Genomic DNA, 13,229 nt, shown 5'->3' on the forward strand with positions numbered 1-13,229 from the left:
CACACCATGATCGACCTCACACTCACACAGCTTTCGCACGCCGTATCCGGCGAACTCCGGCTCGCCGGGGCGCACACGCCCGACACGATCGTCTCGGGCGGCGTCGACACCGACTCGCGCCTCATGGAGCCGGGCGGCATCTTCGTCGCCAAGCCGGGAGACGTCACCGACGGCCACCTCTTCGTTCCGGCCGCCGTCGACAACGGCGCGGTCGTCGCGATCGTCGAGCGGCCGGTCGAGGCATCCGTCACCCAGATCGTCGTCGCCGACGTCGTCACCGCCCTCGCCGACCTCGCCCGCGAAGTCGTGGCGCGGGTGCGTGCCGGCGGCCGCCTCAAGATCGTCGGGATCACGGGGTCCAACGGCAAGACGACGACCAAGAACATGCTCGCCCGCATCCTCGAGGGGGAGGGCGAGACCGTCTCACCGCGCGCCTCGTTCAACAACGAGGTGGGCGCGCCGCTGACGATGCTGCGGGTGACCCACGACACGCGCTACCTCGTGAGCGAGTTCGGCGCGAGCGGCCCCGGCGAGATCGCGCGGCTCGCAGGACTCGTCCACCCCGATATCGGGATCGTCCTCATGGTCGGCATGGCGCACGCGGGCGGCTTCGGCGGCATCGAATCCACGCTGTACGAGAAGTCCCAGCTCATCCGCGCCGTGCGCGAGGGCGGCCTGGCGGTGCTCAACGCCGACGACGGTCGCGTCGCGACGATGGCCGACATCGCCGCGGAGAGGGATGCCGCGGTCCGCTGGTTCGGCCGCGGTGCGGGCGCGCGCGGGCAGGCCCTCGATGTGCGCGCCGACGACGTCGAGGTGACGGCATCCGGCACGCGGTCGGTCATCACGGCCGACGGCGTCAGCGCGCCGCTGCACCTGCGGGTGCTCGGCGAGCACCACGTCATGAACGCCCTCGCGGCGATCGCCGCGGCGACGGCTCTCGGGGTGCCGCTCGAGGAGGGCATCGCGCGGCTCGAGACGCTCGAGCTCGCCGAACGCTGGCGCATGCAGCCCCTCGGCTCGGATCGCGTGCGCATCATCAACGACGCCTACAACGCCAGCCCCGACTCGATGTCGGCGGCCCTGCGCACCCTCGCCCAGATCACCGGCCCGGGGGAGCGCACTGTGGCCGTCCTCGGGGCGATGAGCGAGCTCGGCGAGTTCGCGGGCGAAGAGCATGACCGCGTGGGCCTGCAGGCCGTGCGCCTCGGGATCCAGCGCATCGTGGTCGTGGGGCCCGACGCGCGGCGGCTGTTCCTCGCCGCCGTCGGCGAGGGCTCGTGGGACGGCGAGGCGGTGTTCTTCGCGACGGCCGACGAGGCCTACGACTACCTTCTGACCGAACTCCGCGACGGCGATCGCGTGCTCGTGAAGTCCTCCAACTCCGCGGGCCTGCGGTTCCTCGGCGATCGTCTGGGAGAATCGTTCTCGTGAGATCCCTTCTGACCGCGACGGCGATCTCGCTGGCCTTCACCCTGTTCCTCACGCCGGTGTTTATCCGGCTCTTCCGCAAGTGGGGCTGGGGCCAGATCATCCGCACGCCGGAGGACGGCAACATCCCGCCGCACGAGGCCAAGCGCGGAACGCCGACGATGGGCGGCGTCATCTTCATCGCCGGCACGCTCCTCGGCTACTTCATCGGCACGTACGCCGGCAACTTCCCGCCGACGCTGTCGGGCATCCTCGTGCTCTGGATGATGGTGGGCTTCGGCGTCGTCGGCTTCATCGACGACTACATGAAGCTGCACCGGCAGCGCAGCCTCGGCCTCACCGGCTGGCGAAAGATCCTCGGCCAGGTGATCGTCGTCGTGCCGTGGGCGATCGTGTCTCTGAACTTCGCGAATCCCGCGGGGCAGACGCCGGCCTCGCCCTACGTGTCGTTCTTCCGCGACATCCCCGTGCTGTCGTTCATGGCGCTCGGGCTCATCGTCGGCTGGCTCCTCTACATCATCTGGATCACCTTCATCGGCGTCGCCTGGTCGAACAGCACGAACGTGACCGACGGCCTCGACGGCCTGGCGGCGGGCTCGGGCATCTTCACGATCGCCGCTATGAGCCTCATCACGTTCTGGCAGTTCAAGCAGCGCTGCGTCGCGGTCGATCTCGTCCCGAGCTACCAGACCGCCTGCTACGGCACGCGCGACCCGCTCGATCTCACCATCGTGGCGGCGGCGTTCGTCGGTGCGCTCGTCGGATTCCTCTGGTGGAATGCGCCCAAGGCGCGCATCTTCATGGGAGACGTCGGATCGATGGCCATCGGCGGCGTCATCGCGGCGATGTCGATCCTGTCGCGCACCGAGATCCTCGCGGTCATCGTCGCGGGCGTCTTCATCATCGGCCCCGGCTCGGTGATCCTGCAGCGGTACTACTTCAAGATCACGAAGGGCAAGCGCCTCTTCCTCATGAGCCCCTTCCACCATCACCTCGAGATGCGCGGGTGGGCCGAGACGACGATCGTCATCCGCATGTGGATCATCGCGGGGATGCTCGCGGTCACCGGCATCGGAGCCTTCTACGTCGAGTGGCTCGCGCGCACATGAGCGACCGGCTCGACACCCTCACCAGCTGGAACGCCGACTGGAAGGGCCTTCGCGCCGTCGTGCTCGGGCTCTCGGTCACCGGCTTCTCCGTCGCCGACACGCTCGCCGAACTCGGCGCCGAGGTGCTCGTCGTGACCGAGCGGGCCGACGAGGAGTACGAGCGGCTGCTCCCGGTCATCGGCGCGCGCCTGTGGACCGGCTCGCTCGAGACCGTGCCGGCGGAGCTCTCCGGCTTCGCGCCCGACGTCGTCATCGCCTCGCCCGGCTTCGCGCCGGGGCATCCCGTCATCGAGTGGGTCCGCGACTCGCGGATCGCGCTGTGGGGCGACGTCGAACTGGCGTGGCGCGTGCGCGACAAGGTGCTGCGCCCCGACGGCACCCCCGCCGAGTGGATCCTCGTCACCGGCACGAACGGCAAGACGACGACGACGCGCCTCACGGCGACCATGCTCGTCGCGGGCGGGCTGCGCGCCGCCCCCGTCGGCAACATCGGCACGCCCGTGCTCGACGCCGTCCGAGACCCCGAGGGCTTCGACGTGCTCGTCGTGGAGCTCTCGAGTCACCAGCTCTGGTACCTCGGGCTGCAGACCGGCGCCGAGCCGCTGTCGCCGTACGCCGCGGTCTGCCTCAACCTCGCCGACGACCACCTCGAATGGCACGGCTCCTTCCAGGCCTACCGCGACGCCAAGGCGCACGTGTACGACAACACGCGCGTCGCGTGCGTCTACAACAAGGCGGATGCCGCGACCCAGGCGATGGTCGAAGACGCCGACGTCGTCGAGGGCGCCCGGGCCATCGGGTTCGATCTCGGCGTGCCGGGGCCGAGCGAGGTCGGCGTCGTCGACGGGATCCTCGTCGACCGCGCCTTCCACGAGGAGCGCCGCACGAGCGCCCTCGAGCTGACGACGGTCGCCGAGCTCCGCGACCAGGGCCTGGCCGCCCCGCACATGGTGGCGAACATCCTCGCGGCGAGCGCGCTGGCCCGCTCGATCGGCGTCGAGCCCGAGGCCGTCCGCACCGCTCTCCGCTCCTTCAGACTCGACCCGCACCGCATCGAGGTCGTCGCCGTCGCCGAAGGCGTCACCTGGATCGACGACTCGAAGGCGACGAACCCGCATGCCGCGGCATCCTCGCTCGCCGCCTTCCCCGGCGCCGTCTGGGTCGTCGGGGGACTCCTCAAGGGCGTCGACATCTCGTCGCTCGTCGCCGACCGCGGTGTCCGCTCGAAGGCCGCCATCGTGATCGGCGCCGACCGCGAACACGTCGTCGCGGCGTTCTCGCGACACGCGCCCGAGGTGCCCGTGTTCGAGGTGGACGCCGATGAGACTGAAGACGTCATGGCGAGGGTCGTCGAACTGGCGGCCGGGATCGCGCGTGACGGGGACGTTGTTCTGCTCGCCCCCGCCGCGGCATCCTTCGACCAGTTCTCCTCCTATGCCGACCGGGGCCGCAGATTCGCGGCAGCCGTGAACGAGCGGATCGCAAGGGGGGCAGATGGCGAGCACGACGACGACATCGAGCCGTCCGCGGGCGATCGCGCCTGACGCCGACGCTGCGTCGGCGAGCGGGAAGGGCGGCCTTGCCGCCCGCGTGAACCTCGGCAAGGTGTTCGCGCCCGTCCCGAGCGAGTTCCTGCTCATCACCTCGACCGCCCTCATGCTCACGGGCTTCGGGCTCGTGATGATCCTTTCGGCCACCTCCGCGACGGCGACGGCGCGCGGCGAAGCCCCGTACGAGGCGGTCATCAAGCAGGGCGTGTTCGCGCTCATCGGCATCCCGCTGATGCTCGTCGCGAGTCGCCTGCCGGTGGAGTTCTGGAAGCGGATGGCGTGGCCCGCCCTGATCGGCGCGCTCCTGTTCCAGATGCTCGTCTTCACACCCCTCGGCATCGACAACGACGGCAACCGCAACTGGATCAAGATCGCGGGGCTGCAGGCCCAGCCGTCGGAGTTCCTCAAGCTCGCGCTCGCGCTGTGGATCGGCTACGTCCTGTTCCGCAAGCGGACGCTGCTGAGCTCGTGGACCCACGTCTTCATCCCGCTCGTGCCGATGACGGTCCTCGTGCTCGCCGCCGTCATGGCCGGCGACGACATGGGCACCGCGATGGTCATCGCGCTCGTCGCGCTCGCGGCCCTCTTCTTCTCGGGCGTGAAGCTGCGGATCTTCATCCTGCCGCTCATCCTCGGGGTCATCGGCGCGGCGGCCTTCGCCCTCATGAGCCCCAACCGCATGCACCGCATCATGAGCTTCCTCGATGCGAACTGCCTCGCCGACTACTTCGACTCCTGCTACCAGCCGCTCCACGGCATCTGGGGGCTCGCCGGCGGCGGGATCTTCGGCCTGGGCCTGGGCAACTCCAAGGAGAAGTACGACTGGCTCCCCGCCGCCGCGAACGACTACATCTTCGCGATCGTGGGGGAGGAACTCGGTCTCATCGGGTGCATCGTCGTGCTGGGGCTCTTCGCGCTCTTCGCCGTCGGCGCCTTCCACATCGTGCGCAAAACGCACGACCCCTTCGTCCGGATCGTCGCCGGTGCCATCACGGTGTGGATCGTCGGACAGGCCCTCGTCAACATCGGCGTCGTGCTGCGCGTCTTCCCCGTGCTCGGCGTCCCGCTGCCGTTCATGTCGCAGGGCGGCACGTCGCTCCTCTCCGTGCTCGTGGCGTGCGGCGTGCTGCTGTCGTTCGCCCGCACGCTGCCGGTGCCCACCGCGCCGCGGGGGTCGCAGGCGTCCCGCGCACAGGCGTCCCGCGCGCAGGCATCCCGCGCACGAGAGCCCCGCGGCGCTCGTGCGAGGATTCCAGGGTGACGGATGGCGCGAGCGACGGTGTGACGGCAGGGATCGATCGACCTCGGGGTGCCCGCACATACCTCCTCGCCGGTGGCGGCACAGCGGGCCACGTCAACCCGCTCCTCGCCGTCGCCGACGCGCTGAAGGCGCGTGAGCCGGACGCCCACGTGCTCGTCCTCGGCACGCGCGAGGGGCTCGAGGCGCGTCTCGTGCCGCTCCGCGGCTACGAGCTGCTGTTCGTCGACAAGGTGCCCTTCCCGCGCCGGCCCGACGCGGCCGCCGCGAGCTTCCCGAACCGCTTCCGCCGAGCGATCGGCCAGGTGCGGGCGCACATCCGCGAGCACGGCGTCGACGTCGTCGTCGGGTTCGGGGGCTACGCCTCGGCGCCGGCCTACGTCGCCGCGCGACGCGAGCGCACCCCCTTCGTCGTGCACGAGGCCAATGCGCGGCCGGGGCTGGCCAATGTGCTCGGCGCCCGCCGCGCCGCGGGCGTCGGCGTCGCCTTCGAGGGGACGCCGCTGCGACGCAGCCGCGTCGTCGGGATGCCGCTGCGCCGAGAGATCGTGACGCTCGACCGCGACGCGCACCGCGCCGAGGCGGCCGCGCACTTCGGGCTCGACGCCGCGAAGCCGACGCTCCTCGTGTTCGGCGGCTCGCTCGGCGCGCTGCGACTGAACGAGGCCTTCGGCGGAGCCTGGCGCGACGTGCTCGAGGCCGGGTGGCAGCTGCTGCACGTGACGGGCGAGAAGTCCGAGCTGCCCGACCCGGGCGCCGAGGGCTACGCGGTCGTCCGCTACGTCGACCGGATGGACCTCGCGTTCTCGCTCGCCGACCTCATCGTGTCGCGGGCGGGCGCGGCGACGGTGAGCGAGATCAGCGCGCTCGGCATCCCCGCGGTGTACGTGCCCTACGCCGTGGGCAACGGCGAGCAGGCGCTCAACGCCGCATCGGCCGTCCGCGCCGGGGCCGCGATCCTCATCCCCGACGCCGAGCTCACGGCCGACCGGGTGCGCAGCGCCGTCGTCCCGCTCCTCGCCGACGAGGCGCTGCGCGAGCGGATGACGCAGGCCGCGGCATCCGTCGGCACGCGCTCGGGCACCGAGAACGTCGTGGCGCTCATCGACGAGGCTCTCGCGGGCTGAGCCTTGCGGGTGGGCACGCGCCGGGTCTGGAGCGCGGCCGGTGCGGAGCCGCCCGCGGCCCCGGAGGCTCGCCCTGTGCCTGCGCCGGGGTCGCAGTGAGCCAACCTAGGATTGACGGGTCATGATCAGACCCGACCTGAACCTCCCCATCCCCGAGAGCATCGAGGCCGCGCACTTCATCGGCATCGGCGGCTCCGGGATGTCGGGCCTGGCCCGCATGTTCCTCGAGCGCGGCATCCGCGTGTCGGGCTCCGACCGCGCCGACAGCCGCGCCCTGCAGGAGCTCGCCGAGCTCGGCGCGCGGGTGTACGTCGGCCACGACGCCGCGAATCTCGGCGACGACGTCGACACGGTCGTGCACACCGGCGCGATCTGGCCCGAGAACCCCGAGTTCGTCCTCGCCAAGCAGCGCGGACTGCACGTCATCCACCGCTCGCAGGCGCTGTACTGGCTCATCGGCGGCCGTCGCCTCGTCTCGGTCGCCGGCGCCCACGGCAAGACCACCTCGACGGGCATGATCGTAACGGCGCTCAAGAGCCTCGACGCCGATCCGACGTTCGTCAGCGGCGGCGTCGTCGCCGACCTGGGCGTCTCCAGCGGCACCGGCTCCGACGAGCTCTTCGTCATCGAGGCCGACGAGTCCGACGGCACCTTCCTCCTCTACGACACGTCGATCGCGCTCATCACGAACGTCGACCCCGACCACCTCGATCACTGGGGCTCCGACGAGGCGTTCTACGACGGCTTCGCACGGTTCGCGAACGAGGCGCGCGAAGCGGTCGTCATCTCGGCCGACGATCCCGGGGCGCGCCGCGTGGCCGCCGCGATCACCCACCCGCACGTCGTGACCTTCGGGACGACGGATGCCGCGGCCGTCCGGATCTCCGACATCCGCACCGACGGGCCCGTCGCCTTCCGCCTGACGTATCGGGGCGAGTCGGTCGACGCGCAGCTGCAGATCCCGGGGGAGCACAACGCCGTCAACGCGGCGGGGGTCGTCGCCGTGCTCCTCACGCTCGGATTCGGCCTCGCCGAATCCGTCGGCGCCGTGGAGGAGTTCGCCGGCACGGTGCGCCGCTTCGAACTGCACGGCGTGCAGCGCGGCGTGAGCGTCTACGACGACTACGCGCACCACCCGACCGAGGTCGCCGCGGCCCTGAGCGCCGCGCGCACCGTGGTGGGCGGGGGGCGCCTGATCGCGCTGCACCAGCCGCACACCTACTCGCGCACGCAGCACATGTACCGCGAGTTCGCCGATGTTCTCGAGGGCCTCGCCGACCACACCGTCGTGCTCGACGTCTACGGCGCGCGCGAAGACCCCATCCCGGGAGTCACGGGCGAGCTCGTGAGCGGGGCGTTCCACGATCCGTCGCACGTGCACTACGTGCCCGACTGGCAGTCCGCCGCCGACTACACCGCCTCCGTCGCCCGCGAGGGGGACTTCGTCATCACCCTCGGCTGCGGCAACGTGTACCAGATCATCCCGCAGGTGCTCGAGTCCCTGTCGCGGACCCCCGGGGAGTAGCCGGATGCGCCGGCCCACGCCGCTTCCGCCGACAGCGCCCCCCGCCGCCGCGGAGCGGCCGTCGCGCGGGCGCCCCGTCGACGACACCGCCTCCCGTGCCGACGACGGGCTCCTCGCCCCCGTCATCCCGCTCGGGGCGGCGGCCGACGGCGCCGGTGTCGACGAGGCGCGCCCGGATGCGTATGCCGGCGAGCCGGCGGACGAAGGAGCGGATGCCGCGCCGATCGGCATCCGCGACGTCTGGAAGGCCGCGCACGCCCGGCGCCGGGCCCTGCGCGCCGAGGTCCGCCGTTTCACGGCGCGCCAGCGGCGCCGGCGGATGGTCTGGATCGGGGTCGCGGCATCCCTTCTCCTCCTCGTCCTCACGACCCTCGCGGCGGCCTACAGTCCGCTCTTCGCCGTCGAGAAGGTCCACGTCGTCGGCACGTCGCTCCTCGACGCCGCCGCGGTCGAAGAGGCCCTGCAGAGCCAGGTCGGCACACCGCTGCCGCTCGTCGACGAGAGCGCGGTGAAGGCCGCGCTCATCGCCTTCCCGCTGGTGCAGTCGTACTCGCTCGAGGCGCGACCGCCGCACGAGCTCGTCGTGCGGATCGTGGAGCGGCTGCCCGTGGGGCTCATCGAAACCGCCGCGGGCTACACGCTCGTCGACGCGGCCGGCGTCGCGCTGTCGACGACCGAGAAGCCGGCGGCCGGGCGCCCTCTCCTCGAGATCGCCGGCGGCACGGGCTCGAAGGCGTTCGAGGCGGTCGGCCAGGTCATGCGGGCTCTCCCTGCGACCATCCGGGATCAGGTCACGGCGATCTCGGCCTCCACCCCCGACGACGTCGCGCTCACCCTCGGCGCGACCGACACGCAGGTGATCTGGGGGAGCGCGGACGACTCCGCCATGAAGGCCCTCGTGCTGCAGAAGGTCATGCAGTCGCGGCCGCCCGAGTCGGTCTCGACCTACGACGTCTCGTCTCCGAACGCCGTCGTCGTCCGCTGACCGACGCCTCGGCGCTCCGGGCGGCCCTTTCGGGCACGGATCCGAGCGGGGATGTCGCGACACGCCCACGAGGAGCCGAGTCTCGTCGAGGCGCGCGCTTACCTTCGAACTCGAGGAATTGCATACCGGGCAATTCTTTCCACCTCTAGTAGAGGTTTAAGGTTTCAGGTTCACGAACACGGAGGCCGGCATGAGCCAGAACCAGAACTACCTCGCCGTGATCAAGGTCGTCGGCGTCGGCGGCGGCGGCGTCAACGCGGTCAACCGCATGATCGAGCTGGGTCTGCGGGGCGTGGAGTTCATCGCGATCAACACCGACGCGCAGGCGCTGCTGATGAGTGATGCAGACGTCAAGCTCGACGTCGGACGCGAGCTCACCCGCGGTCTCGGCGCGGGCGCAGACCCCGAGGTCGGCCGACGCGCCGCCGAGGATCACGCCGAAGAGATCGAAGAGGCGCTGCGCGGCGCCGACATGGTCTTCGTCACCGCTGGGGAAGGCGGTGGCACGGGCACCGGCGGCGCACCCGTCGTGGCCAAGATCGCGAAGTCGATCGGCGCCCTCACCATCGGTGTCGTGACCAAGCCGTTCTCGTTCGAGGGTCGTCGCCGTCAGAGCCAGGCCGAGACGGGCGTCGCGAAGCTCAAGGAAGAGGTCGACACCCTCATCGTGGTGCCGAACGACCGGCTCCTCGAGATCAGCGACCGCGGCATCTCGATGATCGAGGCGTTCGCGACCGCCGACCAGGTGCTCCTCGCGGGTGTCCAGGGCATCACCGACCTCATCACGACGCCGGGTCTCATCAACCTCGACTTCGCCGACGTCAAGTCGGTCATGCAGGGAGCGGGATCGGCCCTCATGGGCATCGGGTCGGCGCGCGGCGCCGACCGTGCGATCAAGGCCGCCGAGCTCGCGGTCGAGTCGCCGCTGCTGGAAGCCTCGATCGAGGGCGCGCACGGTGTGCTCCTCTCGATCCAGGGCGGGTCGAACCTCGGCATCTTCGAGATCAACGACGCCGCACAGCTGGTCAAGGAAGCGGCACACCCCGAAGCCAACATCATCTTCGGAACCGTCATCGACGACACGCTCGGCGACGAGGTGCGCGTCACGGTCATCGCGGCCGGCTTCGACGGCGGCGAGCCGCAGACCCGCATCGAGCCGATCACGAGCGCCCGCGTCGCTCCGATCGCGCCCGCCGTGCCGACGACGCCCGCCGACGAGGTCGCGAAAGACCTCGACAAGGAGCCCGTCTCGGTGAGCGTCGCGGCCGACACGACGTACGACTCGGCGTTCGGCGACGACGACCTCGACATCCCCGACTTCCTGAAGTAACGGTGGGCCTCGGCGAAAGGCTCGCGGAGGTCGACGCCCGGATCGCGGACGCCGCACATGCGGCGGGCCGCGATCCGCGTGCGTTGACGCGCATCGTCGTGACGAAGTTCCACCCCGCGTCGCTCGTCGACGAGCTGTACCGGCTCGGCGTGCGCGACGTGGGTGAGAACCGTCAGCAGGAGCTCACCGAGAAGCAGCGCGAGCTCGGCGGACGCGACGGCCTGCGCTGGCACTTCATCGGGCAGGCGCAGACCAACAAGGCGCGGGCGATCCGTGCCGCGGCATCCGTCGTCCACTCCGTGGATCGCGCGCGTCTGGCCGACGCGCTCGACGCGGCGGGAGAAGGGATGCCGCGCCTCGACGTGCTGCTGCAGGTCAATCTGACCGACGACCCCGGTCGCGGGGGCGTCGCGCCCGAAGCCCTCGAGGAGCTCGCGATGCACACGGCGGCCTGCCCGACGCTGCGCGTGCGCGGCGTCATGGCGGTCGCGCCGCTCGGCGAGCCGCCCGCCCCGGCCTTCGAAAGGCTCGCGGTCTGCAGTGCGCGCCTGCAGACGATCGTGTCCGACGCGACCTGGATCTCGGCCGGCATGACCGCCGACTTCGCCGAGGCGATCGCGGCGGGCGCGACACACCTGCGGATCGGCTCCGCAATCACGGGCCCGAGGCCCGCGCGCGGTTAGCCTCGAAATGGACGAGCCACCGGCGAGCAACACGGAGGATGCGATGTCGAACCCGCTCAAGAAGACCATGGTCTATCTCGGATTGGCAGACGAGGAAGAAGTGTACGACGAGCCTGAACCCGGCCCTGCGGCGCGCAAGAACATCCAGCCTGTCGAGAAGGCGGCCGCTCCCGTGACCCCGCTTCACCGGCCCGCCGTCGTGCGCCAGCCGGCACCGTCGGCGATCAGCGAGATCCTGACCGTGCACCCGAAGCAGTACCGCGACGCGCAGATCATCGCCGAGAACTTCCGCGACGGGATCCCGGTCATCATCAACCTGTCGCAGATGAGCGACGCCGATGCGCGCCGCCTGATCGACTTCGCGAGCGGACTCTCGCTCGGCCTGTACGGGCGCATCGAGCGGGTGACGAGCAAGGTCTTCCTGCTCTCGCCCGAGAGCGTGAACGTGTCGGGCGACGGCGCGCTCGCCCAGGCCGACGCCGAGTCGGTCCCCTTCGCCCAGTAGCGCCGTGGACGTCATCCGCGTCATCGCGGCGGTCCTCAATGCGCTCCTGCTGATCTTCATCCTCTTCCTGCTCATCCGGCTCGTCCTGGACTGGATCCCGTTCTTCAACAGGGAGTGGCGCCCGAAGGGGGCGGGACTGGTGGCAGCGGAGGTCGTCTACACCGTGACCGACCCTCCGTTGAAGCTCTTCCGCCGCTTCATCCCGCCGCTGCGCGTCGGCCAGGTCGCCATCGACTTCGGCTTCGCGCTGACGATGCTGCTCTGCTTCGTGCTGCTCTCGGTCACGCGCTCGCTCGCCAGCTGACGTTCCGCGTGCGCGGAGTGCGGCTCGAGCCGGGCGCTTCGTGCGACTGCGGAGAGCGGCGACTATGCTTTCCTGGGACGGTGCGCCCGACCCGGGGCGGAACCGCCCCCACACGCCGGCGACCTGAGCGCTCGAAAGAGGAATCACAATGGCATTGACCCCCGATGACGTCGTCACCAAGCAGTTCCAGCACGTCCGCTTCAAGGAGGGCTTCGACCCCGACGAGGTCGACGACTTCCTGGACGAGATCGTCGTCGAGTGGCGCAAGACCATCGCCGAGAACGACGAGCTGAAGGCCAAGCTGGCTGCCTACGAGTCCGGCCAGGCGCCGGCTCCCGCCGCCGAGGCCCCCGCCCCGACGCCCGTTCCCGCCCCCACGCCGGCTCCCGCCGCCGAGGCCACCGGCGGTGCCGCCGCCAGCGCGGGCATCATCGAGCTCGCGCAGCGTCTCCACGACGAGCACGTCGCCGAGGGCCAGGCCAAGCGCGACCAGCTCATCGCCGACGCGCAGGCGCAGGCCGCATCGATCGTCGCCGAGGCCGAGGCCAAGGGTCGCGACGAGATGGCCCGTCTCGAGCGCGAGCGCACGACGCTCGAGGCCCGCATCACCGAGCTCCGCCAGTTCGAGCGCGACTACCGCCAGCAGCTGCGCACGTACATCGAGGGCCACCTGCGTGACCTCGACGCATCGGCGAACACCTCGGGTGCGACGCCGGTCTCGGCCATCGGCCTCTAGGCCGGCCTTTGACAGGCCGAGCCCCCCTTCGTCAGGCGGCGGCCGGCACCATCATCGCGATCCTCGCGGCGACGGTGCTGGCCGCCGACCAGTTCACCAAGTACCTCGCGATCGAGAACCTGCCGCCTGAGCAGCCGGTTCACGTCATCGGGGACTTCCTGATCTTCTACCTGATCCGCAACCCCGGCGCGGCGTTCTCGCTCGGCGAGGGCGTCACGTGGATCTTCACGATCGCTCTCGCGGTCGTCGCGGTCGCCATCGTCTGGCTCGCCGCGACGCGCATCCGCTCGCGCCTGTGGGCCGTCGCCCTGGGCCTCCTGCTCGGCGGCGTCCTCGGCAACCTCACCGACCGCCTGCTCCGCGAGCCCGGCTTCCCCGTCGGCCACGTCGTGGACTTCATCAACACCCCGTGGATGATGCCCGCGATCTACAACGTCGCAGACATCTTCATCGTGTCGATGATGATCGCCGTCGCCCTGCTCGTCCTCGTCGGCCCGCACCTCGACGGCACGCGTCCTGCCAAGTCGTCGGAGGACGACGATGAGAGCGATGCGCAGGCGACGGATGGTGCGGATGCGACGGATGCCGCGGCTGAGCCTCGCGTCGAGGCGGCGCCCTCTGCGGGCGCCGAGCCTTCCGCGGGCGCCGGGCCCGAGGCATCCGGCACCGCCAAGGACTGAGGGGAC

Annotated in this window: 13 protein-coding genes; all 13 read left to right on the forward strand. The window is 70.8% G+C overall.

Features of this window, described 5'->3' with window-relative positions; all coding sequences use genetic code 11:
- The first annotated feature begins 6 nt into the window (after window positions 1-6).
- The 13 genes from ACSBPH_RS16850 (at window position 7) to lspA (ending at window position 13,223) form a co-directional block, all read left to right on the forward strand.
- Entirely contained in the window at window positions 7-1,434 is a 1,428-nt protein-coding gene (locus tag ACSBPH_RS16850; RefSeq protein ID WP_442575461.1) for a UDP-N-acetylmuramoyl-tripeptide--D-alanyl-D-alanine ligase, read from the forward strand.
- Window positions 1,431-2,540: a phospho-N-acetylmuramoyl-pentapeptide-transferase gene (gene mraY, locus ACSBPH_RS16855; protein WP_442575462.1), complete on the forward strand. Its 1,110-nt coding sequence runs from the start codon at window positions 1,431-1,433 to the stop codon at window positions 2,538-2,540. The genes ACSBPH_RS16850 and mraY overlap by 4 nt, the downstream gene beginning before the upstream one ends.
- Window positions 2,537-4,084 (forward strand): UDP-N-acetylmuramoyl-L-alanine--D-glutamate ligase, encoded by a 1,548-nt coding sequence (murD, locus tag ACSBPH_RS16860; RefSeq protein ID WP_442575463.1) that lies wholly within the window; start codon window positions 2,537-2,539, stop codon window positions 4,082-4,084. Before mraY ends, murD begins: the two co-directional genes overlap by 4 nt.
- Window positions 4,035-5,351 carry a putative lipid II flippase FtsW gene (ftsW, locus tag ACSBPH_RS16865; protein WP_442575464.1) on the forward strand — a complete coding sequence of 439 codons (1,317 nt, stop codon included), beginning with the start codon at window positions 4,035-4,037 and terminating at the stop codon, window positions 5,349-5,351. Before murD ends, ftsW begins: the two co-directional genes overlap by 50 nt.
- A gap of 32 nt (window positions 5,352-5,383) precedes the next feature.
- Window positions 5,384-6,475: a UDP-N-acetylglucosamine--N-acetylmuramyl-(pentapeptide) pyrophosphoryl-undecaprenol N-acetylglucosamine transferase gene (locus tag ACSBPH_RS16870; RefSeq protein WP_442577331.1), complete on the forward strand. Its 1,092-nt coding sequence runs from the start codon at window positions 5,384-5,386 to the stop codon at window positions 6,473-6,475.
- Window positions 6,476-6,596: 121 nt separating this feature from the next.
- Complete coding sequence (gene murC / locus ACSBPH_RS16875) at window positions 6,597-8,000, forward strand: UDP-N-acetylmuramate--L-alanine ligase (RefSeq protein WP_442575465.1); 1,404 nt, start codon at window positions 6,597-6,599, stop codon at window positions 7,998-8,000.
- 4 nt (window positions 8,001-8,004) lie between these two features.
- Window positions 8,005-8,985, forward strand: a complete 981-nt coding sequence (locus ACSBPH_RS16880) for an FtsQ-type POTRA domain-containing protein (RefSeq protein ID WP_442575466.1) — start codon at window positions 8,005-8,007, stop codon at window positions 8,983-8,985.
- Between the two features lie 190 nt (window positions 8,986-9,175).
- Window positions 9,176-10,315 carry a cell division protein FtsZ gene (gene ftsZ, locus ACSBPH_RS16885; protein WP_442575467.1) on the forward strand — a complete coding sequence of 380 codons (1,140 nt, stop codon included), beginning with the start codon at window positions 9,176-9,178 and terminating at the stop codon, window positions 10,313-10,315.
- A gap of 2 nt (window positions 10,316-10,317) precedes the next feature.
- Window positions 10,318-10,998, forward strand: a complete 681-nt coding sequence (locus ACSBPH_RS16890) for a YggS family pyridoxal phosphate-dependent enzyme (RefSeq protein ID WP_442575468.1) — start codon at window positions 10,318-10,320, stop codon at window positions 10,996-10,998.
- A gap of 43 nt (window positions 10,999-11,041) precedes the next feature.
- The gene (locus tag ACSBPH_RS16895) at window positions 11,042-11,503 is read left to right on the forward strand and encodes a cell division protein SepF (RefSeq protein WP_442577332.1); all 462 of its coding nucleotides are present in this window, start codon (window positions 11,042-11,044) and stop codon (window positions 11,501-11,503) included.
- Window positions 11,504-11,507: 4 nt separating this feature from the next.
- Window positions 11,508-11,807, forward strand: coding sequence for a YggT family protein (locus ACSBPH_RS16900; RefSeq protein WP_442575469.1), 300 nt, complete (start codon window positions 11,508-11,510; stop codon window positions 11,805-11,807).
- A gap of 148 nt (window positions 11,808-11,955) precedes the next feature.
- Window positions 11,956-12,543 carry a DivIVA domain-containing protein gene (locus ACSBPH_RS16905; protein WP_442575470.1) on the forward strand — a complete coding sequence of 196 codons (588 nt, stop codon included), beginning with the start codon at window positions 11,956-11,958 and terminating at the stop codon, window positions 12,541-12,543.
- An 8-nt stretch (window positions 12,544-12,551) separates the two neighbouring features.
- Window positions 12,552-13,223: a signal peptidase II gene (lspA, locus tag ACSBPH_RS16910; protein WP_442575471.1), complete on the forward strand. Its 672-nt coding sequence runs from the start codon at window positions 12,552-12,554 to the stop codon at window positions 13,221-13,223.
- Window positions 13,224-13,229 lie beyond the last annotated feature (6 nt).

The organism is Microbacterium sp. F51-2R, assembly GCF_052180235.1.
Taxonomy (GTDB): Bacteria; Actinomycetota; Actinomycetes; order Actinomycetales; family Microbacteriaceae; genus Microbacterium.

What these genes read in the sequence shown, in the direction of transcription:
- ftsZ (WP_442575467.1), top strand. Translation starts at nt 9,176, where the DNA reads ATGAGCCAGAACCAGAACTACCTCGCCGTGATCAAGGTCGTCGGCGTC.
- ftsW (WP_442575464.1), top strand. Translation starts at nt 4,035, where the DNA reads ATGGCGAGCACGACGACGACATCGAGCCGTCCGCGGGCGATCGCGCCT.
- ACSBPH_RS16850 (WP_442575461.1), top strand. Translation starts at nt 7, where the DNA reads ATGATCGACCTCACACTCACACAGCTTTCGCACGCCGTATCCGGCGAA.
- murC (WP_442575465.1), top strand. Translation starts at nt 6,597, where the DNA reads ATGATCAGACCCGACCTGAACCTCCCCATCCCCGAGAGCATCGAGGCC.
- ACSBPH_RS16880 (WP_442575466.1), top strand. Translation starts at nt 8,005, where the DNA reads ATGCGCCGGCCCACGCCGCTTCCGCCGACAGCGCCCCCCGCCGCCGCG.
- ACSBPH_RS16905 (WP_442575470.1), top strand. Translation starts at nt 11,956, where the DNA reads ATGGCATTGACCCCCGATGACGTCGTCACCAAGCAGTTCCAGCACGTC.
- ACSBPH_RS16895 (WP_442577332.1), top strand. Translation starts at nt 11,042, where the DNA reads ATGTCGAACCCGCTCAAGAAGACCATGGTCTATCTCGGATTGGCAGAC.
- murD (WP_442575463.1), top strand. Translation starts at nt 2,537, where the DNA reads ATGAGCGACCGGCTCGACACCCTCACCAGCTGGAACGCCGACTGGAAG.